Here is a 24,204-nt window from a genome sequence, read left to right as displayed (position 1 = left end):
CACCTCCACCTCGACAGAGACCACGGGCTCACCGCGAAGCCGTCCCGGTCCGGAGCCCGGACGCGGCTCGAAGGGCAGGTCCCGGCCGCTTCGGAGGAAGGAGGGAAGATGGGTCCGCGAGCGAATGTCCGATTCGATCGCCCGATTCGATGCGGAGGAGTGGGCGCATGCAGCATGATCGAGCCGGTCAGCCGGCCGGACCCGAGGACCTGATCGACGTAGCCCGGCTGGTGACGGCGTACTACGCGCTGCACCCCGACCCGGCCGAGCCGGGACAGCGCGTGGCGTTCGGTACGTCCGGACACCGAGGATCGTCCCTCAACGCGGCGTTCAACGAGGACCACATCGCCGCGACCAGCCAGGCCATCTGCGAATACCGCGCGGAACAGGGCACCACCGGCCCGCTCTTCCTCGGCGCCGACACTCACGCCCTGTCCGAGCCGGCCCGGGTGACCGCCCTGGAGGTGTTCGCCGCCAACGACGTCACCGTGCTGATCGACGAGGCGGACGGTTACACCCCCACCCCGGCGGTCTCGCACGCGATCCTCACCCACAACCGGGGCCGCACCTCCCACCTGGCCGACGGCGTGGTGGTGACCCCGTCGCACAACCCGCCCGCCGACGGCGGCTTCAAGTACAACCCGCCCAGCGGCGGCCCCGCCGGCTCGGACGCGACCTCCTGGATCCAGGACCGCGCCAACGAGATCATCGCGGCAGGCCTGAAGGACGTACGCCGTCTGCCGTACGCCAAGGCGCTCGCCGCGCCCGGCACGGGCCGCTACGACTTCCTGGGCACCTACGTCGCCGACCTGCCGGCCGTCCTTGACCTGGACGCCGTCCGGTCCGCCGGTGTGCGTGTCGGCGCCGACCCGCTGGGCGGGGCGTCGGTCGCCTACTGGGGCCGGATCGCCGAGCAGCACCGCCTGGACCTGACCGTGGTCAATCCGCTGACGGACCCGACCTGGCGGTTCATGACACTGGACTGGGACGGGAAGATCCGCATGGACTGCTCGTCGCCGCACGCGATGGCCTCGCTGATCGCGGGGCGCGACCGGTTCGACATCGCCACCGGCAACGACGCCGACGCGGACCGGCACGGCATCGTCACCCCGGACGCCGGCCTGATGAACCCCAACCACTACCTCGCCACCGCCATCTCCTATCTCTACGCGCACCGCGCCCAGTGGCCCGCCGCCGCGGGCGTCGGCAAGACGCTGGTCTCCTCCGGCATGATCGACCGGGTCGCCGCCGACCTCGGCCGGCGCCTGGTCGAGGTCCCGGTCGGCTTCAAGTGGTTCGTGGACGGACTGGTCGACGGCTCGCTCGGCTTCGGCGGCGAGGAGTCGGCGGGGGCGTCGTTCCTGCGGCGCGACGGCTCGGTGTGGACCACCGACAAGGACGGGATCATCCTGGCGCTGCTCGCCTCCGAGATCACCGCGGTCACCGGGAAGACGCCGTCCCAGCACTACGCGGCGCTCACCGAGCGGTTCGGCGAGCCCGCCTACGCTCGGATCGACGCCCCGGCGAGCCGTGAGGAGAAGGCCCGGCTGGCGAAGCTGTCCCCGGCGCAGGTCACGGCGGACACCCTGGCCGGGGAGCCGGTGACGTCCGTGCTCACGGAGGCGCCCGGCAACGGCGCGTCCATCGGCGGCATCAAGGTGACCACCGAGAACGCCTGGTTCGCGGCCCGTCCGTCCGGCACCGAGGACGTCTACAAGATCTACGCGGAGTCCTTCCGCGGTCCGGACCACCTGAAGCAGGTCCAGGACGAGGCCAAGGACGTCGTCCTCGCCGCCCTGGGCGGCTGACGCCGCGCCGGCAGCGCCGCCGACCCCGTGACGGTCGGCGGCGCTTTTTCAATCCCGTTCATTGAACGATTCAATCGGCCTCGGCGATCTTCTTTTGTGTGAAGTATTGACCTCTCCTGTGCCTCAGCTCAGCGTCTCCGGCGACGAACTTAAACGTTTCAAACGTTGCGCTGTCCGTCCGAAGGAGGACGGCACGTTGTCCGCACGCCGCGCGTTCCCGAGACCGTCCCGCCGCGGCGTCATCGCCGCGTCCGCCGCCCCCCGCGCTCGCCCCCGCCCCCGCGCTCGCGCCCGCGTGCGGCTCCTCGGCCCAGGCCCCCGACACCCCCGCCGAACCCGCGGAAAAGAGCCCGGCCCTCGCCCCCCTTCGCCCTCTCCGAGGTCCGCCTCCCCGGCAGCCCGTTCCTCGCCAACGTGCGACGCAACCCGGCCGTGGAGGGCGACCTGACCTCGGCCTCCGGCTCCTACCGGACGCCGTACGGCACCGCCCGCACCTCCTGGGAGCGGCAGGACGGGCACTTCCGGCTGAGCGTCGACGTCCCGGCGGGCAGCACGGCCGAGGTACACGTCCCGACGGACGGCACCCGGCCCGTCGCCCCGAAGGGGGCACGGCTGCTGCGGGCCCAGGGCGCGGAGGCGGTGTACGAGGTCGGCTCCGGGCACTGGACGTTCCGCTCCGCCATCTGACGGAGTCGTCCGGGAAGAGGGGTGTGCCCGGGCGCGCGGTGGGCACCCGCATCCCGCGGGAAGGTGCAGGGGTGTGGCGGCGCGGCAAGGGACGGCCGCGCCGCCACCTGCGCGCCGCGCCCCTCAGGTGGCGTAGGCGACGACCTTGCCGGGGTTGAACAGGTGGTGCGGGTCCAGCGCGTCCTTGACGGCCCGGTTCAGGGCCAGCACCTCCGGTCCCAGTTCGGCACTCAGCCCGTCCCGCTTGAGCAGCCCCACACCGTGTTCGCCGGTGACCGTGCCGCCCAGTTCCAGGGCCTGCGCGATGATCTCGTGGAAGGCGGCCTGGGCACGCGCCCGGGCCGCCTCGTCGCCGGGCGGGGTGATCAGCAGGGGGTGCAGATTGCCGTCGCCGGCGTGGGCGATGTTGGCGATCAGCGTGTCGTGCCGCTCACCGATGGCGTGGATGCGGCCCAGCATCTCGGGCACCGCGGCCTTGGGCACGCAGATGTCCTCGGTGAGCACCGGCCCGAGCCGCTCCAGCGCCGGGTAGGCCAGCCGCCGGGCGTCGAACAGGGCGTCCGCCTCGGTCTGGTCGGTGGAGCGGACCGCGTAGGTCGCCCCGCCCTGCTCGAAGCAGCGCCGCATCTCCTCGGCCTCCCGCTCACCGGCGGGGCCCGGGGCGTCGGTACGGCCCAGCAGCACGACCTCGGCCTCCGTGGACAGCCCCATGTGCTTCCAGGCGTCGACCGCCGCCAGGCAGTGCCGGTCGACCAGTTCCAGGGCGGACGGGGTCAGTCCCGCGGCGGCCACGGCGGCGACGGCCCGCCCGGCGTCCACGATCGAGGAGAAGTAACCGGCGACGGTGTGCTCGGGCTCCCGTCGCGGACGCAGCCGCACGGTCACCTCGGTGATCACCCCGAGGGTGCCCTCGGAGCCCACCATCAGGCTCGTCAGGTCGTACCCGGCGACGCCCTTGGCGGTGCGGCGGCCGACCCGGACCAGGTCGCCGCCGGCCGTGACGAACTGCAGCCCGAGCACGTAGTCACGGGTCACCCCGTACTTCACACAGCACAGGCCGCCCGCGTTGGTGGCGACGTTGCCGCCGATGGTCGACCAGGGGGCGCTGGCCGGGTCCGGCGGGTACCACAGGCCCTGCTCGGCGCAGGTCGCGCGCAGGGTCTCGTTGACGACGCCGGGCTCGACCACGGCGAGCCGCTCGACGGGGTCGAGTTCCTTGATGGCGGTCATCGCCTCGGTGGTCAGCACCACACACCCGTCCACCGCGTTGGCGCCGCCCGACAGGCCGGTGCCCGCGCCGCGGGTCACCACCGGCACCCCGTGGTCCCGGCAGATCCGGACCGCCTGCCGCACCTCCTCGGCGGTGTGCGGGCGGACCACCGCCAGCGGCTTGCCGTGCGGCGCCCATTCGGCCTCGTCGTGGGCGTACCGGGCGGTGGCGTCCGGGTCGGTCAGGACGCGGCCGGCCGGCAGCTCGCGCAGCAGTCGGCCGGCCGCCGGGTCCTCGGGGATCGTTTCGTTGTGCATGGGTTCACGCTAGAGAGGCGCCGGTGGCCGCGGAAGTGCGGGACCTCGTGAGCCGGGTTAGTGTCGTTTCCGGACAGGACGCCGCACCACCGGGTGTCCGCTCCGCGCGTTGGTGGTCCAAGGCCAAGACGCCCCGCTCCCCGCGGGGAGATGCAGGTGCGAGCCCTGCCCGACGCTCCGAGGACGGTCATCGGTCCACCGCGACCGTCAGCCCGCGGATCTCGTACCCGCCGATCGCTTCCCGGAGGACGACCCGCGGCGGCGTGGCCATCCGGATGCCGTCGACCGCGGTCAGACGGCTGAGGAAGACGTCCGTCTCCAGCACCGCGATGTGCGCGCCCGGACAGCGGTGCGGTCCGTCGCCGAAGGACAGCCCCGCCCGCCCCGGGCCGAAGTCCCCCGCCCGGTCCAGCCGCACGAGCAGCGGGTCGGCGCCCACCGCGCACGGGTCGGTGTTGGTGTCGTCCAGGAACAGTTCCACGTACTCCCCGGCCTGTACGGTGGCGGCCGGTCCGTGCGGTGTGCGCAGGTCGAGGGCGCGGGTGGCCCGGCGGCGCAGCCGTGCCACCACCGGTTCCAGCCGCAGCAGTTCCTCCAGGATGGCCAGGCGCCCGGCCTCGTCCGCCGCGCGGTAGCGGTCCATCAGCGCGTCGTCGGTGAACAGGTGCCAGGCGGCCAGGCAGATGAATTCCCGGGTGGTGACCATCCCGGCCGCCGCGAAGGTCAGGCACTCGCCGAGGATCTCCGCGTCCGAGCAGCCCTCGTCGATCAGATGGGAGATCAGGTCGTCGTGCCGGCGGCGCCGGTGGGCGCGGATGGCGGGGCGGACGTCGGCGAGGTGGACGCGCAGCCAGTTGACGTTCTGCCGTACCAGCCAGTAGAGGCCGTGCGGGCTGGTCAGGCCGGGCTGCCCGAACTCCGCGGGGAAGAACCGCTCCAGCCTCCGGCGCGTCCCGGGCCGCCCGTACCGCAGCCCGATCACCTCGCTGACCACCCCGATGGACAGCTCGAACGCGAGGTCGCCCAGCGGGGCCTCGCCGTCCGCGCGGACCTTGGCCACCTGCTCCTCGGCGATCCGCGCCATCAGGTCCCGGTAGTGCTCGTCCACCCGGCGCGGGGTGAAGAACCGCGCGGTCTGCCGGCGGTGCTCGCGGTGCTCGGGACCGTCCCGGTAGAGCACGGGCCGGCGCACGCGGGGCGGCAGCTTCTCCACCGTCTCGATACCGAGACCGGCCTGCACGGTGCCCGGACCGCGCAGCAGCGCCCGCGCCACCTCGTAGTCGTGCACCTGCCACGTGCCGTCGGCCGCCCTGCTGACCGGGCACCCCGGCCGCTCCCGTCCCCGGTCGACCTTCCGCGCGGACCGTTTCGCGGTCTCCTCGCCGTCGCCCACCGGCACCTCCCCGTGCCTCGTCGCGTGTCCCCAGCATCCGGCACGGCCGGGCGGGACCACCAGACCCTGTCACGACCGTTGACCCCGGCCACGACCGGAACTACGTTGCCGGACTAGTAGCAAGTTAATGAACAAGAAGTTCGGAAACTCGCCGTGGAGTCGCCGTGGTCGTCCGCCCAGTTCCCTCCCGCACGTCCGCCGGCCCGGGGCCGGCGGACGATCCCCCCTTCGACCGCCGCCGCTCCTGGCTGGTCCTCGGCATGGTCGTCGTCTTCATGATGATCAACTACGCCGACAAGTCCGTCCTGGGCCTGGCCGCCGTGCCGCTCATGGACGAACTCGGCATCGGCAAGAGCACCTACGGGCTGGTCTCCAGCGCGTTCTACGTCCTGTTCAGCGTGACCGGCCTGGTCGTCGGACTGTTGTCGGCCAGGTGGTCGACGCGAACCCTGCTGCTCGTCATGGCGGCCCTGTGGGCGGTGGCCCAACTGCCCGCGCTGCTGGCCTCGGTACCGGCGCTGATCGCGGGCCGGCTGCTGCTCGGCGCCGCCGAGGGGCCCGCCGCCTCCATGTCGATGCACGCCCTGTACGCGTGGTTCCCGCCGGGCCGGCGCGGGATGCCCTCGGCCCTTCAGATCGGCGGCGCGGCCCTCGGCACGGCCGTCTCGGCACCCATCCTGACCTGGCTCATCGTGGACTTCGGCTGGCGCTCGGCGTTCGTCGCCCTGACGGTCACCAGTGCCGCGTGGTGCGCCCTGTGGTACCTGGTGGGCCGGGACGGACCCTACGGCGGCCTGGACGCGCGGGCGCCCGTGGCGGCCGGAAAACCCGGTGCCTCCGTGCCGCCGCCGTCGCTGTCACGCCTGCTGCGCGGCCGTACGGTCGTCGGCGGCGTCCTGAGCGCCTTCGGCTCGCACTGGGCGCTCGCCCTCTCCAGCGCCTGGCTGCCCGTCTATCTCCACACCGAACTGGACATGACCGCGCAACGGGCGTCCGCCATGGTCAGCGCCGTCTCCGCGCTCAGCCTGGTGCTGTTGCTGACCGTTCCCGCGCTGATGGACCGGCGCAGGCGGCGGGGCCGCTCCGGACCGGCCGCCGACGGACTGGCCCAGGGCGGGGCGGTCCTGGTGTCGGCCGCGGCGCTCGCCCTGCTGCCGTTCGCGCCCGCCGGGCCGCTCCGACTGGTCCTGGTGGCGCTGGCGTTCGCCTGCCACTCGGTCGCCCTGCCGCTGCACTACGTCACCACGGCCGCCGTCGTCCCCGCCGTGCGGCGCGGGGCCGTCTTCGGTGTCGTCGCGGCGACCGGCACCCTGCCGGGCATGTTCGTGCCCTATCTCACCGGACGGCTGGTGGACGGCGCCTCCTCCGAGGCCGCCGGGTACTCGGCGGCCTTCCTGGTCTCCGCGCTGGTGCTCGCCGTGTGCGGTACGGTCGCGGCGGTCACCGTCCGGCCCGGCCGCGACGCGCGGGCGCTGGGCGGGGAGGGCTGAGACGCCGTCAGGCCGGCCGGTCGAAGCCGGTGGCCCAGTAACGGCCGCGCAGCGCGAGGTCGAGCAGCATCCGCACGACCTCCTCGGCGGGCATGGGCGCCACCTCGTGCTCGACCCACCACTGGAGCACCGCCACCTGCTCACCGACCCAGGCCCGGGCCAGCAGCCCGGCGTCGATCCGCGGCTCCACCGCGTTGCGTTCGGAGCGCTCCCGGAACTCCTCGGCGGCGACCCGGGCGCACGCCTCGGTGAACATCCGCAGCGGCTTGCCGTCCCCCTCGCCGCGCAGCACGATCCGGTACAGGTCCCGCTCCTCACGGGCGTGCTCCAGCATCCGCAGCACCGGCTCGCCGGTGAAGCCGACGGCGCTCCTGGCCACCGCGGGACGCAGTCGCTCGTCGAGTTCGTCCAGCAGGTCGCGGGTGACCCGGGCGAACAGTTCGTCCTTGTCGCGGAAGTGGCTGTAGAAGGTCGCGCGCGCCACGTCCGCGCGCTGGGTGATGTCCTCGACGCTCAGCGCCGTGAACCCCCGCTCCCGTACCAGTTCCACCAGGGCGCCGCGCAGTGCCCGACGGGTCTTGCGGATGCGTCTGTCCTCGGCCATCCGGTCAGTGTACGAAAGCCTTGACAGTCCATGCGTTACCGAACAGTCTGTCTGGAAACAATCAACCTATTCAGGAGCGGCTCGGTGAACCTCGGTATCTACCTCACGCGCAGCGCCCGCCACTGGCCCGACCGCCCCGCCCTGGTGTGCGGCGACCGGACGTGGAGCTACGCCCGGCTGGAGGAGCGTGCCAACCGGCTCGCCTCCGCGCTGGTCCGCCGCGGCATCGGCCCCGACGACGCCGTCGCGTCCCTCGCCTGGAACCGGGGCGAGCTGGTCGAGGCCGAGTTCGCGCTCTACAAGGCCGGCGTGGTCCGCGTCCCGGTCAACGCCCGGCTCGGCCGCGGCGAGATCGAGCACATCCTGCGGGACGCGCCGGTACGCGCCCTGATCTTCGACGAGGCGCACCGCGAGGACGCCCTGGCGGCCATCGCGGCGGCCGGCGCCGACTGCCTGCCGGTCGCCCTGGACGCCGTGTCCGAAGAGGCCCTCGCCTACGACGAGCTGCTCGCCGAGGGGGACACCGCACCCGTCACCGTGGACATCCACGAGGACGCGCCCGCCGTCCTCAACTTCACCTCCGGATCGACGGGTTCGCTGAAGGCCGCCGTGCAGACGGTCGGCAACCGGCTCGCCAACATGCGCAAGACGCTGATGAACGACGAGTCCCGTCCCGGTCCCGACACCCGCTACCTGGCCTGCGGCCCCATCACCCACGCCACCGGCATGGTCCTGCTGGCCGGCGTCTTCGGCGGCTCCACCACCCATGTGCTGCCCGCCTGGAGCGCCGAGGCGTTCCTGGACACCGTGGAGCGCGAGCGGATCACCGCCACCTTCCTCGTTCCGGCCATGCTCAACGCGGTCCTCGCCCACCCCGGCGCCGCCGACCGCGACCTGTCCAGCCTGCGCAGCGTCCGGATCGGCGGCGCCCCCGTCTCCCCGCAGCGGCTGCGCGACGCCGTGGCCCTCTTCGGCCCGGTGGTCGCCCAGGGCTACGGACTGGCCGAGACGACCAGCGTGGTGGCCGGCCTCTCCAGCGCCGACATCGCCCGCGCCGTCACCGAGGACCCCGAACTCCTCCAGTCCTGCGGCCGGGCCGCCTACGACACCGAGGTCCGGGTCGTGGACGAGCGGGGCCGCACCCTCCCGCCCCGCGAGGTCGGCGAGATCATCGTGCGCGGTCCGGACTGCGTCAGCCGCTACTGGAAGGCCCCCGAACTGTCCGCGCAGACCTTCCGCGACGGCTGGGTGCACACCGGGGACCTCGCCTGGATGCGCGAGGACGGCTACCTGTTCCTCGTCGACCGCAAGAAGGACATGATCATCTCGGGTGGCTTCAACATCTACAGCACCGAGGTGGAGACCGTCCTGTACGAGCACCCCGCCGTGCGGGAGGTGTGCGTCATCGGCGTACCGGACGAGAAGTGGGGCGAGGCGGTCAAGGCGGTGGTGGTGACCCGGCCGGACACCGTCGCCACCGCCGAGGAGATCACCGACTTCTGCGCCGCGCGCCTGGACCGCTTCAAGAAGCCCCGCTCGGTCGACTTCGTCGACGCACTGCCGCACAACCGCAACGGCAAGCTCGACCGCAGGGCGGTGCGCGAACCCTACTGGGCGCACACCGCCCACCGTGTGCACTGATCCCCCTCGGACGACCCGGAGCCTCGCACCATGACCTTCTCCTTCCGCCCCGTCCCCGACGACCCGCACCTCGCCGCCCTCGTCGAACGCCTCCGCGGCTACCTGGACGGCGAACTCGCCGACTACGAACGTGACAACGGCATCACCCACACCTCCCGCCTCACCCGCGCCGACCTGGAACCGGTCTGGAAGCGCAGCCGCGAGCTGGGCTTCTACGGCATCCACCTCCCCGAGGAGTACGGCGGCCAGGGCCTGACCCACACCCGGCTCGCGACGCTCAAGGAAGAGGTCGGGGCGAGCGGCCGGGTCCTCGGCCACAGCGTGCTCGGCGACATGGGCGGCCCGCTGCGGGCCGGCGACATCCTCCGCCACGCCACCCCCCACCAGCGGGACACCTATCTGCTGCCGCTGGTGCGCGGGGAGCGAGCCTGCTGCTTCTCCCTCACCGAGACCGACGCGGGCTCCGACGTGCGCGCCATGCGAACCACCGCCGTACGGGACGGCGACTCCTACCGGCTCACCGGGCACAAGGTGTTCAGCTCCGCCGGTCCCTTCGCGGACTTCGCCATCGTGGTCGCCCGCATGGCGGACACCGAGGACACCTACTCCGCCTTCTTCGTCGACCTGGACAGCCCCGGCTGCCGCGTCACCGACGGCGCCACGCCCATGTCGGGCGAGCACATCGAGAGCGACATCGTCCTTCAGGACTGCCGCGTCCCGGCCGCCAACCTGCTCGGCGAGGAGGGCCGGGGCCTGCGCATCGCGCTCGGCCGGGTCACCGTCAACCGCCTCCTGCACTGCCCGAGCGCCATCGGCGCCGCCCGCCGCGCGCTGCGGCTGAGCCGCGACCGCGCCCTCAGCCGGACCGTCGGCGGGCAGCCCCTGATGGCGCTGCAGGCCATCCAGCACAAGCTGGCCGACATGGCCGCCGACCTGTACGCCGCCCGCTCCATGACCTACGCCGCGCTGGCCGCCCTGGACCGGGGCGAGGACGTGCGCACGGAAGCCTTCCTGTGCAAGCTGTTCGTCGCCGAGGCCGTCTTCCGCATCCTCGACCAGGCCGTGCAGATCCACGGCAAGGAGGGTCTGACGCAGGGTCACGAGATCGAGTACCTGTTCCGCAAGACGCGCATGTTCCGCGTCCTGACCGGCACCTCCGAGATCCAGCGCAACGGCATCGCCCGCGGGCTGGCCACTCTGACCTGACCACCGAGGACCCGCCATGCACGGCACCACCCCGACCTTCCCCGAAGACGCCGACCGGGGCTTCATCGCCCGCCTGACGCCCGGTGTCGTACGCGACGCGGACGGCCGTACCGTCTGGGACGCGGACGCCTACGCCTTCCTGGACGCCGACTGTCCGCCCACCGCCCACCCCGCGCTGTGGCGGCAGAGCCGGCTCACCGCGCGGCAGGGCCTGTACGAGGTGGTGCCCGGCGTGTACCAGGTCCGCGGCCTGGACCTGTCCAACGTCACCTTCGTCGAGGGCGACCGGGGCGTGCTCGTCATCGACCCGCTGATCAGTGCCGAGGTCGCCGCGGCCGCCCTCGCCCTGTACCGCGCGCACCGCGGCGACCGCCCGGTCACCGGCGTCCTCTACACCCATTCGCACGTCGACCACTTCGGCGGCGTCCGCGGTGTCGCAGACCCGGCCGACGCCGCCGCCGGCCGCCTCCCGGTGCTCGCGCCGGCCGACTTCCTGGAGCACGCGGCCGGCGAGAACGTCATCACCGGCCCCGCGATGACCCGCCGCTCCGGCTACATGTACGGCACCGCGCTGCCCGCCGGCCCGGCCGGACAGATCGGCTGCGGCCTCGGCCAGACCACCTCCCGGGGCAGCGTCGGCCTCATCGCGCCCACCGTCGACATCCGCGCGACCGGCCAGAGCGAGACCGTCGACGGCATCCGGATGGTCTTCCAGCTCACACCCGGCACCGAGGCCCCGGCGGAGATGAACATCCACTTCCCCGCCCTGCGCCTGCTCTGCGTGGCCGAGAACGCCTGCCACACCCTGCACAACGTGCTCACCCTGCGCGGCGCCCTGGTCCGCGACCCCAGCGCCTGGGCCCGCTACCTCACCGAGACCCTCCGTCTGTTCGCCGACGGCACCGACACCGTCTTCGCCTCGCACCACTGGCCCACCTGGGGCCAGGACCGCGCCGTACGGTTCCTGGAGGAACAGCGCGACGCCTACGCCTACCTGCACGACCAGTGCGTACGGCTGATCAACGCCGGGTACACCGGCGCGGAGATCGCCGAGGAACTGCGCTTCCCGCCCGCCCTGGAGAACGCCGCCCACATCGGCGGGTACTACGGCTCCCTCAGCCACAACGCCAAGGCCGTCTACCAGCGGTACATGGGCTGGTTCGACGGCAACCCGGCCCACCTGTGGCAGCATCCGCCGCGCGAAGCGGCCCTGCGCTACGTCGAGTTCATGGGCGGCGCGGACGCCGTGGTCGCCAAGGCGCGCAAATCGTACGAGGACGGCGACCTGCGCTGGGTCGCGGAGGTGCTGAACCACGTCCTGTTCGCCGACCCGGACCACGCCGGGGCCCGTGCCCTCCAGGCGGACACCTTCGAGCGGCTCGGTCACGGCAGCGAGTGCGGCCCTTGGCGCAACTTCTACCTGACCGGTGCCGCCGAACTGCGCGACGGCGTCCGGGGCGGGGCGGGCCGGGGCGCCCCGGATCTCGTCACCGCGCTGACCGTCGAGCAGATCTTCCAGTCGATGGCCGTACGGCTGCACGGTCCCCGCGCCGCCGAGGCCGGCCGGCTCCTGCTGCGCTGGGAGATCACCCGGCGGGCGGGGGAGCGGCCGGAGACCTGGACGCTGCTGCTGTCCAACGGCGCGCTCACTCCCATGCCCGGCGACGCGCCCCGCGGCGAGGCCCCGGACGTCACCCTGCGCCTGGAGCGGCCCGTGCTGGACGAGGTGGTCGGCCGTCGTACCACCTTCGCCGACGCGATCGGGGCGGGGCGGATCGCCGTGACGGGCGACGTGGGCGTGCTGGTCACGTTCGGCGGGCTCATGGAGCGGCCCGATCCGCGGTTCGCGATCGTGACCCCGTGACCGCGTCCCGCCCGGTCCGGCGGGTCAGCGCAGCAGCAGATGGGCCAGGGCGACGGTGCCCCAGACCAGGATGACGGCGCGCAGGACGCCGGGGCTCAGCCGGTGCCCCACCCCCGCGCCGAACCGCCCGCCGAACGCCGAGCCCAGCGCGACCAGCCCGACCGCCGTCCAGTCGAACTCCGCGGCGAAGAGGAAGAACAGCGCGGCAACCGTGTTGACGCCGGCCACCAGCACGTTCTTGAAGGCGTTGAGACGCTGCAGCCGCTCGTCGAGGCACAGGCCCATCAGCGACAGGTAGAGGGTGCCCTGCGCGGCGGAGAAGTAGCCGCCGTAGACGCTGGTCAGCGCGAGACCGCCGTACAGCGCGGGCCCGCCGTCGCGGCGGGCGGCACCGCCGTCCCGGACGCGCCCGCGCACCCACTTCCCGGTCAGCGGCTGCAACGCGACCAGCAGCAGCGCCAGCCCCACCAGCACCGGCACGATCGCGTCGAACGCCGACGACGGCAGGGTCAGCAGCAGCGTGGCGCCGACCAGACCGCCCGGCAGGGCGGCGGCCAGCAGCCGTACGACGCGTCCGCGCTGCCCGGTCAGCTCGCGGCGGTAGCCGACGCAGGCGCCGACCGAACCGGGGACCAGCCCCAGCGCGTTGGAGACGGTGGCGGTGACCGGCGGCAGGCCGACGGCGAGCAGGGCGGGGAAGGTGACGAGCGTGCCGGAGCCGACGACGGCGTTCAGGGCGCCCGCCAGCACCCCGGAGACGAGTACGGCGGCCATCTCCAGGGGCGTCATACGGCGGCTGCGGTGTCGTCCGGGACCATGTACATGGCGGGTACATTAACCGGCCGGTGTTTCGGCGCCCGCCGAACTGTCCCGAAAGCGCGGCCCCTACGCCCACAGCTCCCGGCTGTCGCACACCCGCGCCCCCATGTTGCGCTCCATCATGCGCAGGGCGGCGTCAGCGAGGTCCTGGTGGATGTGGGCGACGGCGTCGCGGGGGACGACGACGTCCAGGTGGCGGATGTGCGCGTCGAGGGCGGAGTAGAGGACGCACTGCTCGGTGACCTGGCCGCACAGGACCAGCTCCCCGATGCCCAGTTGCTGGACCAGGTAGGTCAGCGGCGTCTCGAAGAAGATCGAGTGCCGGGCCTTGACCACGAAGAGGGAGGCCTCGTCGGGGCGCAGCGGTTCCACGAGGTCGGCGTGCGGTCCGGCGAGGGCCTTGTCGAGGAGTTCGCCGTGGTGCGACCGCCACTCGCCGAAATTGTCATTGACGTAGATCACGGGCGCGTCCGCGGCCCGGGCCCGCCGGAGCAGACCGGTCACGACGGGCACCACCGACGCGGCCGAGGGGATCAGCTGCTCGGCGTCCTTGTGGTCATAGGTGTTGATCATGTCGATGACGACCAGCGCTGTCTTGCTCATACGCATCAGGGTTCCCCCGAGTCGGCGTTCCAGCGACCCGGCCGGCGTACGCCCGCAGAGCGTCGTCCCGCACTCGGCGGTCACATCATGTAACAGTCCGTCCATGATGTTGTCACGAAACGATGAGATGACATACGGTCCCGTCGCCCTGCGCGGTGTCCGGTGCGTTCTGGTCACGCTGACGACGGCCGCCGCGCTGGCCGCCCCGACGGCCGCCGCGACGGCCGTGACCGGCTCCCTCGACTCCCGCGGCACCGACTGGGACGCCATCGCGGCGTGCGAGTCCAGCGGCAACTGGAAGGCCAACACCGGCAACGGCCACTACGGCGGGCTCCAGTTCAAGCAGTCCAGCTGGGCGGCGGCCGGCGGGCTCAAGTACGCGCCCCGCGCCGACCTCGCCAGCCGGTCCGAGCAGATCGCCGTGGCGGAGCGGCTGGCCGACATCCAGGGGAAGTCCGCCTGGGCCTGCTCCTGGGCCGGGTAGGAGTCCCGGGGGAGGGGTGTCGTCCGCCATTGAGGTGGTTTCCGGTGTCCTTCGGCGTGACGGGACGCCCCCGGTGATACCGAAAATCACATGAGTTCTGTGCGACGTCTTCTCTCCCCCCGTACGGCGGCCGCGTTCTGTGCCCTGGGAACGTCCGCCCTGTTGCTGACCGCCTGCGCCGGCGCGGAAACGACGCGTGCCGACGTGGCCGCCGCGGCCCCGACCAGCCCGTCCGTCGGCACCGGCAGCCCCGGTGTCACGACCTCGCCGTCGGTTTCCCCGACCGGCACCGCCACGTCGTCCCTCACCGAGGACCAGGCCGAACGCAAGGCGCTGGTGCCTCAGGTCGAGGTGGCCTGGGACCAGGCGGCCGACACCGCCGTCAAGGAGGTCTCCGGCGGCAAGCTCACCGAGATCGAACTGGACAGCGCCTCGGGCGAGAGCCCGTCGGCCACCTCCGCCTCGCCCGGTGCGACGGCCACCTCCCCCTCGCCCGGCGCGACCGCCAGCCCCGCCCCCGCTCCTTCGAAGGGCGCCCCGGTCTGGGTCGCCAAGGTGGCCGCGTCCGACGGCACCGTCCGCGAGGTCGGCATCGACGCCGTCACCGGCAAGGTGTTCCGCTCCGAGGCCGACGCCGACCAGAGCGCGGACGACAAGAGCGAGATCGCCGACCGGCTGAGCCAGGCCGACCAGACCGCGGAGCAGGCGGCGAAGGCGGCCACCGACAAGAACGACGGCACGGTCACCGCCGTCAAGCTCGACGAGAACGACGATCAGAAGCTGATCTGGTCCGTCGACGTCGTCACCACCGACAACTGGAACAAGACGACCTACGAGGTCGACGCGAGCAACGGGGAGATCCTGCGCGAGCACGTCGACCGCGACTGAACACCGGTCCGACAGGCCTGTCCGCCCCGCCGTCCGGCGGGACGGACGGGCCTGTCGGTTCACCGCGCCGCCCCGCCCCGGCCGCCCGCCGGGGCGGGGGAGCCGAGGACGCGCGCGACGTACCGCGCCAGTTGCGCGCGCAGCTCCTCGCGGGGGGCCTCCCCGCCGTCCGCGAGGTGTTCCACGAGGTCCGCGCGGACGGCGGCGAGCAGCGCGTGGGCGGCGAAATCGCCGCCGTCGAAGCCGGGCACCCGGTCCAGCGCGCTCTTCAGCAGGCCGTGCCAGTACGCGTAGTGCTCCGCCCGGTAGGGGCTGTCGCCGCCGTCGCCCTCCAGGGCCAGGGCGAGACGGCGGTGGTCGAGCTTGAAGCACAGCAGCGCGTCCAGCAGGGCGGGGACGCGCAGCCGCGGGTCGGTGGCGGGGCCCAGCGGCGGCGGGCCCTCCTCGACGGCCCGCGCGACGGGTTCGAGCCGTGCCGCGTACAGGGCGCGGATCAGTCCCGTCCGGTCGCCGTAGGCGCGGAAGAGAGTGCCCTTGCCGACCCCGGCCGCCGCCGCGACGTCGGCCATGGTGACGTCCTCCGGGCGGGCGCAGCGGGCGAACAGCTCGTCGGCGGCGGCCAGGACGGCGGCACGGTTGCGTTCCGCGTCCTTGCGGGGTTTGCGCTCTGCCACGCGACTCCTCCCTTGAAAAGCGGACCCGGGGTCCGTATATTCAAAGCGGACCTCGGGTCCGCATTCTTATCCTACGGGACGGAGCAGGGCACACCCATGCAGGCAACCATGTCAGCACCCATGTCACCCGCCGACCTCTACCGTCACAGCCTGCGGCTGCTGCTGGACAAGGACATCGCCGGCTGGACCGGCCTGTGGGCCGAGGACGGCGTCCTGGAGTTCCCGTTCGCGCCCGAGGGCTGGCCCCGCCGGCTGGAGGGAAAGGCGGCCGTCGCCGGCTACATGCGCCACTACCCCGACCACATCGACCTGCACGACTTCCCCGATGTGCGCGTCCACCGGACCGCCGAACCGGACACGATCGTGGTCGAGATGCGCGGGGTGGGCCGCCTGGTGCGGACCGGCGCCCCGTTCGAGATGACGTACATCGCCGTCGTGACGGTCCGCGACGGGCGGATCGTCATGTACCGCGACTACTGGAACCCGCTCGCCGTCCAGGAGCAGCCGGGCTTCGACTTCGTCGGGGCCGCCCGGTGAACGCCGCCGGCACCACGCTCGTCATCGGTGCCACCGGCACCACCGGAAGCCGCGTCGCCGCACGGCTCGTCGCCGACGGGCACCGGGTGCGAGCCGGGAGCCGCCGTGCCGCCCCGGTGCCGGGCGCGGACCCGGTCCGCTTCGACTGGTACGACGCCGCCACCCATGACGCGGCGGTCACGGGCACCGACCGGGTCTACCTCGTGCCGCCGGTGGGCGACCCGGACCCGGCCGCGGTCATGCTGCCGTTCCTGGAGCGGGCCCGCGCCGCCGGTGTGCGCCGCGCGGTGCTGCTCAGTTCCTCGGCCGTCGAGGCGGGCGGCCCCGCGGTGGGGCAGGTGCACCGGGCGCTGCCCGGGCTGATCGGGCAGTGGGCGGTGCTGCGGCCCTCCTGGTTCATGCAGAACTTCACCGGGGACCACGCCCACGCCGCCAGTGTCCGCGCCGACGGCACCATCCTGACCGCCACCGGATCGGGCCGCGTCGGTTTCGTCGACGCCGACGACATCGCCGCCGTGGCCGTGCGCGCCCTGACCGACGAGCGCGTCCCCGGCACCGACCTGGTGCTCACCGGCCCGCGGGCGCTCAGCCACGACGAGGTCGCCGCCGTCCTCACCGAGGTCACCGGGCGCCCCGTGACCCACCGCCGGCTGACCTACGAGGAGCAGCGGGACCGCCTCACGCCGCTCACCACACCGGAGTTCGCCGCACTGCTGGCCGGCATGGACCTGGCGATCGCCGAGGGCGCCGAGGACCGCGTCACGGACACCGTCCGCCGCGTCACCGGCCGGCCTCCGCACGACCTGCGGACGGTCGTGGAACGGGAACTGGCCCTGGCGGCGGGGTGACGCGCGGGGCGGGTGGGGTGCCGCTCAGCGGGGCGACAGCCGGCGGCGGATGTCGTCGAAATGGCGGTGCACGGCCCGCTCCGCGGCCTCCGCGTCGCCCGCCCGGACGGCGTCGACGATCCGGGCGTGCATCCGGGCCGGTTCGACGCCGTCGGCGGCCGTGCCCAGGCCCTGGGCGCGCACCTGGTGGAAGGCGCTCCAGAACGCGTCGAGCAGTTCGCTGAGCAGCTCGTTGCCGAGGCAGCGGTGCAGTACGCGGTGGAAGGCGCGGTCGGTGCGGGCCGCGATCTCCCCGGCGTCGCGCACCTCCGTGTGCATCGTCGCCACCAGCGCGTCCAGCTCGGCGAGATCCGCCTCGGGCACCCGGCCCGCGAGCCGGTACATGAGCCCGGCCTCCAGGGCCTCGCGCAGTTGCAGCAGTTCGAGGAGGCTGCCCCGGCCGCGCCGGTGCCCCACCACCGTGCGGAACGCCAGCGCCTCGATCAGCGGGTCCAGCGACATGGGCCCGACGTAGGTGCCGAAGCCGCGCCGGATCTCGACGATGTGCATCGCCTGGAGGGACTTGAGCGCCTCGCGCAGGGAGTTGCGGCTGATGCCGAACCGCTCCATCAGCTCGGGCTCGGTGGGCAGCGGATCGCCCGGGCCGAGGCCCCGCTCCACGATCAGCTCCTTGATCTTCTCCTGGGCGTTGGCGGCGACCGACGGCATCCGCCGCCCCCTCTCCACGCTTGACACCGCTGCTGGACCGTGTCTGACTCTACAGGACGTAGGACGTCCTACGTCCCCTTCGCGGGGATATGTACGACCTGGAGCAGCCATGCCTCTTCCCGCGCCCCTGCGAGGCGTCATACCCCCGGTCCTCACCCCGCTGACCCCGACGGGGGAGGTGGACACCGCCTCGCTGCGCCGGCTCATCGGTCACCTGATCGGGGCCGGGGCGCACGGCGTGTTCCTGCTCGGTTCCAGCGGCGAGGCCGCCTGCCTCACCGACGCCCAGCGGCGCACCGTCCTGGAGACGGGCGTGGACGCCGTGGCGGGACGTGTCCCCGTGCTGGCCGGGGTCATCGAGACGACCACGCCCCGGGTGCTGGAGCGGGCCGCCGACGCCGTCCGGGCGGGCGCCGACGCGCTGGTCGCCACGGCTCCCTTCTACGCCCGCACCCACCCCGCCGAGATCGCCGGCCACTTCCGGCGCGTCCGCGCCGCCGCCGGCCGGCCGCTGTTCGCCTACGACATCCCGGTCGCCGTCCACACCAAGCTGCCCCGCGAGGTGGTGCTCGGCCTGGCCGCCGACGGCACCCTCGCCGGGCTCAAGGACTCCAGCGGCGACGAGGGCTCCCTGCGCCGGCTGCTGCTCGACCCGCGCCGCCGCACGTCCGGCTTCTCCGTGCTCACCGGCTCGGAACTCACCGCGGACGGCGCCCTGCTGGCGGGCGCGGACGGTGTCGTGCCGGGCCTCGGCAACGTGGACGTCCGCGGCTACGTACGCCTGCACGAGGCCGCCACCGCCGGGGACTGGGACCGTGCCCGGGCCGCACAGGACCGGCTGGCCGCCCTGTTCGCGCTCACCGAGGCGGGCGACCCGGCCCGGATGGGCGCCGGCTCGTCCGCGCTCGGCGGCTTCAAGGCCGCGGCGCACCTGCTCGGCCTCATCGACTGCCCCGCCACCGCCGCGCCGCAGGTCCCGCTCGACGAGCCGGCCGTGGACCGCGTCCGCGCCTGCCTCGCCGCCGCCGGTCTCCTGTGACGCCGACCCGCATCGGAGCCGCCATGAAGTCCGCGCCTGCCCCCGCCGCTTCCGCTCCCTGGTACCGGGAGATCACCCGGCAGAAGTGGAAGTCCTTCTTCGCCGCCTGGATCGGATACCTCCTGGACGGCTTCGACTTCATCCTGATCACCCTGGTCCTGACCGAGATCGCCGACGACTTCGGCCTGAGCGCCGTGGAGTCGGCGAGCCTGGTCTCCGGCGCCTTCATCACCCGCTGGCTCGGCGGCGCGGTGCTCGGCGCCCTCGGTGACCGGTTCGGCCGCAAGAGCGCCATGGTGGCCAGCATCCTGCTGTACTCCGTCGGCACCTTCGCGTGCGGCTTCGCCTGGGACTACACCAGTCTGTTCACCGCCCGGCTGCTGATCGGCATGGGCATGGCGGGGGAGTACAGCGCCAGCGCCACCTACGTCCTGGAGAGCTGGCCGGCCCGGCTGCGCAACCGGGCCTCGGGCTTCCTGATCTCCGGTTTCTCGCTGGGCGGTGTCCTGGCCGCCGAGGTCTACGAGCACGTGGTGCCCGCCCACGGCTGGCGCTGGCTGTTCTACATCGGCCTGCTGCCCGTGGCCGTCGCCCTGTGGGTGCGCCGGGCCCTGCCCGAGGCCGACGACTGGGAGGAGCGGGTGGGGGCCGCCGCCGAGCGGCCGAACCCCTTCCGGCCGCTGTTCGCCGGGCGGCGCCGCGCCGTGGTCAACACCGTCCTGGCGGCCGTCGCCACGGGATCGCTCTTCGCGGTGTTCACCCCGGTCGGGGCGGGCATGGTGCCCGTACTGTCGGTCGTCGCCGCGGGCTGTCTGACGGCGTTCGCCGTGCAACTGGGCGGACGGCGGCGGTGGCTGCTGTTCGTCGCACTGTGCGTCACCGTGTTCTGCGCGTTCCTCTACAGCTGGCCGGTGCAGGCCCTGCTGCCGACCTACCTCAAGACCGAACTCGGCTTCACCCCGCAACAGGTCAGCGACGCGCTCTACTTCGCCGGGTTCGGCACCATGGCCGGCTGTATCGCCGCCGGCTTCCTCGGCGACCGGTTCGGCACCCGCAGGACGTACGGCTGGACCCTGCTGGCCGGGACGGCGTTCGTGTTCCCCGTCTTCGCCGTCCGGGACAGCCCGGTCGTCCTGGGACTGCTGCTCTTCCTGATGCTCGCCTGTATGCAGGGCATCTCCGGGCTGCTGCCCAAATACATCGCCGGGCACTTCCCGACCGAGACACGCGCCGCGTCCCTGGGGTTCACCTACAACGTGGGCGCGCTGGGCGGCGCGGTGGCCCCGGTGCTGGGCGCCCGGCTCGCCTCCGGGATGCCCCTGGGCCAGGCGCTCTCGGTGCTCACCTGCGGACTGACCCTGGTGGTGATCCTGCTGATCGGCTTCGACGTCCCCGGCCGGCTCAACCGGCTGATCGACCCCGAAGCCGTACCGGACCACCTCGTCACCGAGGCGGGCCCGCGGCCGGGGGAGGAGGGGACCCGGACCGGCGTGCGACAGTGACGTTCTCGGGACCGGTGTCCCCGGCGGAAGCGCGCCCGCGCCGCTCCGCCACGGACGGGCCCGGCCGCGTGCGTACCACCGGCGTGCCCGGAGCGGCGCGGGCGTCAGCCGTCAGCCGTCAGTCGTCAGTCGTCCGAGCCTTGCCTGCCCGACTTCGTCCCACCCGAGAGCCGCACCAGCTCACCCGCCGCCAGGGTCACCGAGGCCACCGCCCGCGCCCACCGCGGACCGCCCCGCGCGGCCCACACGACACAGGCGCAGCCCGCGACGACGAGCACGAGTATCCCCGACAGAACCAGTACGGCCACGGCCGTCCCCCTTGCCTCGATGTGATCGCCGCCATCATGCCAGGCGACGGCCCACCGGAGGGCGGGCGTCCTGTTGACCGGGGCGCGGGGCCGACCTATCGTCGCGAACCCATGCTCGCCGAGCCGGTGGAGTGGTCACCTTGTCAGATCCGACGCCGCGGTCCGTCCGTACCCCTCGCGAGGTGCTGGCCGACTACCACCAGGCCATACGGGACAAGTCGCCGGACGACCTGGCCGATCTGTACGCCGTCGACGCGGTGCACGAGTTCCCCTTCACCAGCCCCGGCTTCCCGCCGCGTTTCGAGGGCCGGGAAGCGGTGCGCGAGGGCTACCGGGCCGCCTGGGGCGCGTGGAGGACATCACGGACGTCACCGTCCACGAGACCGTCACCCCGGGCGTGATCGTCGCGGAACATGTCGTGGTGGTCTCACCGCCCTCCGGCGGCGCCGCCTTCACCGTCCCGGGCCTGCTGGTCCTGCGCGTCGAGGACGGACTCCTCACCCATGTCCGCGACTACATGGACGGGCTCGGCGTGGCACAGCTCCAGGGGCGGGCGTCCGCCTGACCAACGCGCGCCGACCCCGGTCACGGCAGTGGCGTGCCGCCCGTCGCGTTCACGATCTCGGCGGTGATGTACGACGCTTCCGGCGAGGCCAGGAAGACGTACGCGGGCGCCATCTCGGCCGGCTGGGCCGGCCTGCCGATGGGGGCCTGCTTGCCGAACTCGGCGGTGTCCGGCAGCGTCGCGGGGATCAGCGGGGTCCACACTGGTCCCGGGGCGACGGCGTTGACCCGCACACCCCGGTCGATCACCATCTGGGCCAGCCCCTGGGTGAAGGTGACGATGGCCCCCTTCGTCATGGCGTAGTCGAGCAGATGAGGACTGGGCTTGTACGCCTGCACGGACGCGGAGTTGATGATGCTGCCGCCCGCGGGGATGTGCGGCAGCGCGAACTTCGACAGCCAGAACATGCCGTAGAGGTTGGTGCGCATCACCCGGTCGAACTGCTCCGTCGGGATCGTCTCGATGCCCTCGGGCCGTGCCATCTGGTACGCCGCGTTGTTCACCAGGATGTCGATGCGGCCGAACGCGTCGACGGCACGGTCCACGACGGACCGGCACTCGGCCTCCTCACGGATGTCGCAGGAGACGGGGATAGCGCGGCGCCCGGCGTCCTCCACCCACCGGGCGGTCTCCGCGGCGTCGTCCTTCTCCTCGTCCAGGTGGGTGAAGAGCACGTCGGCTCCCTCGCGGGCGAAGGCCAGCGCCACCGCCCGGCCGATCCCCGAGTCCCCTCCGGTGATCACGGCCTTGCGGCCGTCGAGCCGCCCGCTGCCCCGGTAGGACTCCTCGCCGTGGTCCGGCGGCGGGTCCATGGGCCCGGTCCAGCCGGGATGGGGCTGGTCCTGGGCCGGGAACTCGGGCTGCGGATGCCGGCGGGCGGGGTGCTGCGGCTGGTTCACGGTACGGCTCCTTCCTCGTGGAGGGGCTCGGGTTCCCGCGCCGGACCAGGGGAAACGAGCCGGTGTGGAGAGGGGGGCGGTGCCGCGGCGGCGTCGTGACCGGCATGTGACCGGCCGCGCCTTGCCGTACCAGCAGTAACAAGATCATCATTCGCGGTGAGCGCCTCAGGCAACTTCCGAGGCCGTCACCCCCTTGCCGCGGCCCCCGAGGTCCCGTCGCGTGTGGTCCGCGGTGTCTCCCCTTCTCCCAGGAGTCCCGCATGCAGTCTTTAAGCCAGCCTCTTGAGCAGGCCCGCGAGGAATACGAGTCCCATCAGCGCACCTGCCGCCAGTGCCGCGCGGACGCGGCGCCCTGCCCCGCGGCCAAACATCTCAGACGCGTCTACAACAACCTCGCCCGGGCGGCACGCCCCCGGCCGTCCGGCCGCGCGGCCTCCTGACCGGCGGGTGAGGGGCCCCGTCTCCGCACGGGGATGACCGGGGCGGCCTGGGGCTGATGGTTCCGGACTTTTCTGGGTAGACGGCTGCCGTAGCGGTCAGAGCTCAGGAAGCGGGCGGATCGGATGAACAAAGCTGCCCAGGACGAGGCTGCCCAGGACGGGGCTGCCCGGAACGACCGGCTCCAGGACGGACTGGTCTGGATGTCGGCGGCGTACGAGGGTGTGCCGGGCGACGTCGCGCGGGCGCGGGAGACGGCGCGTGCCTTCCTGGCACGGCTGGAGGAGGACCACGGGCACCGGGTGTCCGACCGTGCCGCGCAAGCGGTGCAGCTGGTGGTCAGCGAACTGCTGACCAACGCCTGCAAGCACACGTCCGGTCCGGCCCTGGTCGGCCTCGAACTGGTCGGCGGCCTGGTGGAGATCACGGTCCGGGACAGCGACCCGGGCCTGCCGGTGGCCCGGTCCGCCGACCCGGCCCGGGTCGGCCAGCACGGCCTGGAGATCGTCATGGCCGTCTCCGAGGACTTCGCGGTGTATCAGGAACCGGTGGGCAAGAGGGTGACGGCCACGGTGCGTCTCACCGGCGAACCGCGCGGCCGCGACGAGCGGATGGCGCGTGCCGCCGGTGACGGCGGCGGCGAGCGGTGACCGGCGTGCCGGCCGGGGGGAGCCGGTGTCCCGGGAGGCGGCCGTCCGCGGCCGGCCCCGGGGAACCTCCGGCGCCCTTCAGGGCGTGGGAATGCCCGCCGGCCGTGCCGGCCGGCCGAAGCGGACCGGCACGCCGGGGGAGTACAGCACACTCACCGGCGGCCCCTGGGGCGCCGGCAGGCCGCCCGCGGTCAGCAGGTTCTCCTCGCACCTGAGCAACTCGGCCCGGTACAGGGGCCAGCGGGGGTGAACGCCGGGAAGATACGCCGCCCCGCGGAAGAACGCGTTGTGCATGCCCCAGCGGGCGGTGAGGAAGTGCTCCAACTCCGTGGGCTCCGCGACGCGTTCGCCCTTCCGTACGGCGATACGGCTGAACGCGCCGCGTGGCCCCGGCCAGCGGCGCGCGCTGGTGTACGTGATGACGTCGCCGGCGGTGCGGACCCGCATCCGGGACCACAGGTACGGCAGCCGGAAGCCGGCCCGGCCCATCACCACGGGCAGCAGCCGCGCGGCGTCCATCGACCGGAAGACGACCCCGCGCCGGCCGTGGGCGTCGACCGAGTACAGCCGTACGTTCGTCTCCGGGAACGAACCCAGGTACGGCACGCCGGGCAGCCCGAGCCAGCCGACCCGGTGCATGCGGAAGGCGACGAGACCGGCGTAGGTGACCCCGCCGTGGGTGTCGGGAACCGTCCCGTGCGGCAGCAGCGGCGCCACCAGCTCCGGCTCGACGGCCCAGTGCAGAAAGCAGAGGTCGAGCCACTGCTGGGTGAGCAGCGGGAGGGGGACGGTGACGGGGGCGTCGGGAGTGATGGCGGCGGGCTTGTGCACGCTTCCAGCATGGCAGGGCGGCCGGTACCCGGACCGGGATGAGGCTTAGCACCAGGTGTAGGTGGAAACGACTACTCCCGAACAGCCGTCGCAGGGGGGAGTGCCGTCATGAGGTACGACAGCATCACGGAGGCCATCGGGAACACGCCGTTGGTGCGGATCGATCCGGCTGTGCACGGGCTGCGTCATAT

General features: G+C 73.1%; 25 protein-coding genes and 1 tRNA gene. 16 read left to right on the top strand and 10 right to left on the bottom strand.

The window, feature by feature from the left end:
* The first annotated feature begins 167 nt into the window (after positions 1-167).
* Together pgm and ACZ3IG_RS29185 are read left to right on the top strand one after the other, a co-directional pair.
* On the top strand, positions 168-1,808 hold the full coding sequence (gene pgm / locus ACZ3IG_RS29190) for a phosphoglucomutase (alpha-D-glucose-1,6-bisphosphate-dependent) (RefSeq protein WP_467435785.1): 1,641 nt from the start codon (positions 168-170) through the stop codon (positions 1,806-1,808).
* 414 nt (positions 1,809-2,222) lie between these two features.
* Positions 2,223-2,495, top strand: coding sequence for an alpha-L-rhamnosidase C-terminal domain-containing protein (locus ACZ3IG_RS29185; RefSeq protein WP_467435784.1), 273 nt, complete (start codon positions 2,223-2,225; stop codon positions 2,493-2,495).
* A 123-nt stretch (positions 2,496-2,618) separates the two neighbouring features.
* Here the strand turns inward: ACZ3IG_RS29185 and ACZ3IG_RS29180 are convergent, their stop codons facing one another.
* The gene (locus ACZ3IG_RS29180) at positions 2,619-4,022 is read right to left on the bottom strand and encodes an FAD-binding oxidoreductase (protein WP_467435782.1); all 1,404 of its coding nucleotides are present in this window, start codon (positions 4,020-4,022) and stop codon (positions 2,619-2,621) included.
* 106 nt (positions 4,023-4,128) lie between these two features.
* Here ACZ3IG_RS29180 and ACZ3IG_RS29175 point away from each other — a divergent pair.
* Positions 4,129-4,199 (top strand) — tRNA-Gly (locus ACZ3IG_RS29175).
* 10 nt (positions 4,200-4,209) lie between these two features.
* On the opposite strand, the gene ACZ3IG_RS29170 is transcribed toward ACZ3IG_RS29175, so the two are convergent.
* Positions 4,210-5,415, bottom strand: coding sequence for a cytochrome P450 (locus tag ACZ3IG_RS29170; RefSeq protein ID WP_467435781.1), 1,206 nt, complete (start codon positions 5,413-5,415; stop codon positions 4,210-4,212).
* Between the two features lie 164 nt (positions 5,416-5,579).
* Here ACZ3IG_RS29170 and ACZ3IG_RS29165 point away from each other — a divergent pair, with 164 nt between their 5' ends.
* The gene (locus ACZ3IG_RS29165) at positions 5,580-6,905 is read left to right on the top strand and encodes an MFS transporter (RefSeq protein WP_467435780.1); all 1,326 of its coding nucleotides are present in this window, start codon (positions 5,580-5,582) and stop codon (positions 6,903-6,905) included.
* Positions 6,906-6,912: 7 nt separating this feature from the next.
* Here the strand turns inward: ACZ3IG_RS29165 and ACZ3IG_RS29160 are convergent, their stop codons facing one another.
* Positions 6,913-7,509, bottom strand: a complete 597-nt coding sequence (locus ACZ3IG_RS29160) for a TetR/AcrR family transcriptional regulator (protein WP_467435778.1) — start codon at positions 7,507-7,509, stop codon at positions 6,913-6,915.
* Between the two features lie 84 nt (positions 7,510-7,593).
* On the opposite strand from ACZ3IG_RS29160, the gene ACZ3IG_RS29155 reads away from it, so the two are divergent.
* From ACZ3IG_RS29155 to ACZ3IG_RS29145, 3 genes are read left to right on the top strand one after another with little or no spacing between them, the layout of a single operon-like run.
* Positions 7,594-9,150: a class I adenylate-forming enzyme family protein gene (locus tag ACZ3IG_RS29155; protein WP_467435777.1), complete on the top strand. Its 1,557-nt coding sequence runs from the start codon at positions 7,594-7,596 to the stop codon at positions 9,148-9,150.
* A gap of 30 nt (positions 9,151-9,180) precedes the next feature.
* The gene (locus ACZ3IG_RS29150; protein ID WP_467435776.1) at positions 9,181-10,356 is read left to right on the top strand and encodes an acyl-CoA dehydrogenase family protein; all 1,176 of its coding nucleotides are present in this window, start codon (positions 9,181-9,183) and stop codon (positions 10,354-10,356) included.
* A 16-nt stretch (positions 10,357-10,372) separates the two neighbouring features.
* On the top strand, positions 10,373-12,220 hold the full coding sequence (locus tag ACZ3IG_RS29145; protein WP_467435775.1) for an alkyl/aryl-sulfatase: 1,848 nt from the start codon (positions 10,373-10,375) through the stop codon (positions 12,218-12,220).
* A 24-nt stretch (positions 12,221-12,244) separates the two neighbouring features.
* On the opposite strand, the gene ACZ3IG_RS29140 is transcribed toward ACZ3IG_RS29145, so the two are convergent.
* Positions 12,245-13,009, bottom strand: coding sequence for a sulfite exporter TauE/SafE family protein (locus ACZ3IG_RS29140; protein WP_467435774.1), 765 nt, complete (start codon positions 13,007-13,009; stop codon positions 12,245-12,247).
* A 96-nt stretch (positions 13,010-13,105) separates the two neighbouring features.
* Positions 13,106-13,642, bottom strand: coding sequence for a cysteine hydrolase family protein (locus tag ACZ3IG_RS29135; protein ID WP_215174353.1), 537 nt, complete (start codon positions 13,640-13,642; stop codon positions 13,106-13,108).
* A gap of 127 nt (positions 13,643-13,769) precedes the next feature.
* Between ACZ3IG_RS29135 and ACZ3IG_RS29130 the strand changes: the two genes are divergently transcribed.
* Together ACZ3IG_RS29130 and ACZ3IG_RS29125 are read left to right on the top strand one after the other, a co-directional pair.
* On the top strand, positions 13,770-14,126 hold the full coding sequence (locus tag ACZ3IG_RS29130; RefSeq protein WP_467435772.1) for a transglycosylase family protein: 357 nt from the start codon (positions 13,770-13,772) through the stop codon (positions 14,124-14,126).
* Positions 14,127-14,216: 90 nt separating this feature from the next.
* A complete protein-coding gene (locus ACZ3IG_RS29125; RefSeq protein ID WP_467435771.1) occupies positions 14,217-15,014 on the top strand; it encodes a PepSY domain-containing protein in 798 nt (265 codons plus the stop codon).
* Positions 15,015-15,073: 59 nt separating this feature from the next.
* Here the strand turns inward: ACZ3IG_RS29125 and ACZ3IG_RS29120 are convergent, their stop codons facing one another.
* The gene (locus ACZ3IG_RS29120) at positions 15,074-15,688 is read right to left on the bottom strand and encodes a TetR/AcrR family transcriptional regulator (RefSeq protein WP_467435770.1); all 615 of its coding nucleotides are present in this window, start codon (positions 15,686-15,688) and stop codon (positions 15,074-15,076) included.
* Between the two features lie 108 nt (positions 15,689-15,796).
* Between ACZ3IG_RS29120 and ACZ3IG_RS29115 the strand changes: the two genes are divergently transcribed.
* Together ACZ3IG_RS29115 and ACZ3IG_RS29110 are read left to right on the top strand one after the other, a co-directional pair.
* Complete coding sequence (locus ACZ3IG_RS29115) at positions 15,797-16,225, top strand: nuclear transport factor 2 family protein (protein ID WP_467435769.1); 429 nt, start codon at positions 15,797-15,799, stop codon at positions 16,223-16,225.
* The gene (locus ACZ3IG_RS29110) at positions 16,222-17,073 is read left to right on the top strand and encodes an NAD(P)H-binding protein (RefSeq protein ID WP_467435767.1); all 852 of its coding nucleotides are present in this window, start codon (positions 16,222-16,224) and stop codon (positions 17,071-17,073) included. The genes ACZ3IG_RS29115 and ACZ3IG_RS29110 overlap by 4 nt, the downstream gene beginning before the upstream one ends.
* A gap of 24 nt (positions 17,074-17,097) precedes the next feature.
* On the opposite strand, the gene ACZ3IG_RS29105 is transcribed toward ACZ3IG_RS29110, so the two are convergent.
* Positions 17,098-17,781 carry a FadR/GntR family transcriptional regulator gene (locus ACZ3IG_RS29105; RefSeq protein ID WP_467435766.1) on the bottom strand — a complete coding sequence of 228 codons (684 nt, stop codon included), beginning with the start codon at positions 17,779-17,781 and terminating at the stop codon, positions 17,098-17,100.
* Positions 17,782-17,890: 109 nt separating this feature from the next.
* Between ACZ3IG_RS29105 and ACZ3IG_RS29100 the strand changes: the two genes are divergently transcribed.
* On the top strand, positions 17,891-18,820 hold the full coding sequence (locus ACZ3IG_RS29100) for a dihydrodipicolinate synthase family protein (protein ID WP_467435765.1): 930 nt from the start codon (positions 17,891-17,893) through the stop codon (positions 18,818-18,820).
* A gap of 23 nt (positions 18,821-18,843) precedes the next feature.
* A complete protein-coding gene (locus ACZ3IG_RS29095; protein ID WP_467435764.1) occupies positions 18,844-20,322 on the top strand; it encodes a sialate:H+ symport family MFS transporter in 1,479 nt (492 codons plus the stop codon).
* A gap of 125 nt (positions 20,323-20,447) precedes the next feature.
* Here ACZ3IG_RS29095 and ACZ3IG_RS29090 read toward each other — a convergent pair whose 3' ends face one another.
* A complete protein-coding gene (locus ACZ3IG_RS29090; RefSeq protein WP_467435763.1) occupies positions 20,448-20,630 on the bottom strand; it encodes a hypothetical protein in 183 nt (60 codons plus the stop codon).
* A 140-nt stretch (positions 20,631-20,770) separates the two neighbouring features.
* Between ACZ3IG_RS29090 and ACZ3IG_RS29085 the strand changes: the two genes are divergently transcribed.
* A complete protein-coding gene (locus tag ACZ3IG_RS29085; protein WP_467435761.1) occupies positions 20,771-21,031 on the top strand; it encodes a nuclear transport factor 2 family protein in 261 nt (86 codons plus the stop codon).
* On the top strand, positions 21,028-21,195 hold the full coding sequence (locus tag ACZ3IG_RS29080) for a nuclear transport factor 2-like protein (protein ID WP_467435760.1): 168 nt from the start codon (positions 21,028-21,030) through the stop codon (positions 21,193-21,195). The genes ACZ3IG_RS29085 and ACZ3IG_RS29080 overlap by 4 nt, the downstream gene beginning before the upstream one ends.
* Before the next feature lie 20 nt (positions 21,196-21,215).
* On the opposite strand, the gene ACZ3IG_RS29075 is transcribed toward ACZ3IG_RS29080, so the two are convergent.
* The gene (locus ACZ3IG_RS29075; protein WP_467435759.1) at positions 21,216-22,094 is read right to left on the bottom strand and encodes an SDR family oxidoreductase; all 879 of its coding nucleotides are present in this window, start codon (positions 22,092-22,094) and stop codon (positions 21,216-21,218) included.
* Between the two features lie 563 nt (positions 22,095-22,657).
* Here ACZ3IG_RS29075 and ACZ3IG_RS29070 point away from each other — a divergent pair.
* On the top strand, positions 22,658-23,182 hold the full coding sequence (locus tag ACZ3IG_RS29070; protein WP_467435757.1) for an ATP-binding protein: 525 nt from the start codon (positions 22,658-22,660) through the stop codon (positions 23,180-23,182).
* A gap of 78 nt (positions 23,183-23,260) precedes the next feature.
* On the opposite strand, the gene ACZ3IG_RS29065 is transcribed toward ACZ3IG_RS29070, so the two are convergent.
* Complete coding sequence (locus ACZ3IG_RS29065) at positions 23,261-24,013, bottom strand: YqjF family protein (protein ID WP_467435756.1); 753 nt, start codon at positions 24,011-24,013, stop codon at positions 23,261-23,263.
* Positions 24,014-24,204 lie beyond the last annotated feature (191 nt).

It is taken from the genome of Streptomyces sp. NPDC016677, from assembly GCF_055562815.1.
Note: the sequence above shows the minus strand (reverse complement) of the source record. Positions and strands in the feature narration are given on the sequence as shown.

Excerpts from the sequence above, each read along its gene's own strand:
- pgm (WP_467435785.1), top strand. The coding sequence starts at position 168 with ATGCAGCATGATCGAGCCGGTCAGCCGGCCGGACCCGAGGACCTGATC.
- ACZ3IG_RS29180 (WP_467435782.1), bottom strand. The coding sequence starts at position 4,022 with ATGCACAACGAAACGATCCCCGAGGACCCGGCGGCCGGCCGACTGCTG.
- ACZ3IG_RS29160 (WP_467435778.1), bottom strand. The coding sequence starts at position 7,509 with ATGGCCGAGGACAGACGCATCCGCAAGACCCGTCGGGCACTGCGCGGC.
- ACZ3IG_RS29150 (WP_467435776.1), top strand. The coding sequence starts at position 9,181 with ATGACCTTCTCCTTCCGCCCCGTCCCCGACGACCCGCACCTCGCCGCC.
- ACZ3IG_RS29145 (WP_467435775.1), top strand. The coding sequence starts at position 10,373 with ATGCACGGCACCACCCCGACCTTCCCCGAAGACGCCGACCGGGGCTTC.
- ACZ3IG_RS29140 (WP_467435774.1), bottom strand. The coding sequence starts at position 13,009 with ATGACGCCCCTGGAGATGGCCGCCGTACTCGTCTCCGGGGTGCTGGCG.
- ACZ3IG_RS29135 (WP_215174353.1), bottom strand. The coding sequence starts at position 13,642 with ATGAGCAAGACAGCGCTGGTCGTCATCGACATGATCAACACCTATGAC.
- ACZ3IG_RS29130 (WP_467435772.1), top strand. The coding sequence starts at position 13,770 with ATGACATACGGTCCCGTCGCCCTGCGCGGTGTCCGGTGCGTTCTGGTC.
- ACZ3IG_RS29125 (WP_467435771.1), top strand. The coding sequence starts at position 14,217 with ATGAGTTCTGTGCGACGTCTTCTCTCCCCCCGTACGGCGGCCGCGTTC.
- ACZ3IG_RS29115 (WP_467435769.1), top strand. The coding sequence starts at position 15,797 with ATGTCAGCACCCATGTCACCCGCCGACCTCTACCGTCACAGCCTGCGG.
- ACZ3IG_RS29105 (WP_467435766.1), bottom strand. The coding sequence starts at position 17,781 with ATGCCGTCGGTCGCCGCCAACGCCCAGGAGAAGATCAAGGAGCTGATC.
- ACZ3IG_RS29100 (WP_467435765.1), top strand. The coding sequence starts at position 17,891 with ATGCCTCTTCCCGCGCCCCTGCGAGGCGTCATACCCCCGGTCCTCACC.
- ACZ3IG_RS29095 (WP_467435764.1), top strand. The coding sequence starts at position 18,844 with ATGAAGTCCGCGCCTGCCCCCGCCGCTTCCGCTCCCTGGTACCGGGAG.
- ACZ3IG_RS29070 (WP_467435757.1), top strand. The coding sequence starts at position 22,658 with ATGAACAAAGCTGCCCAGGACGAGGCTGCCCAGGACGGGGCTGCCCGG.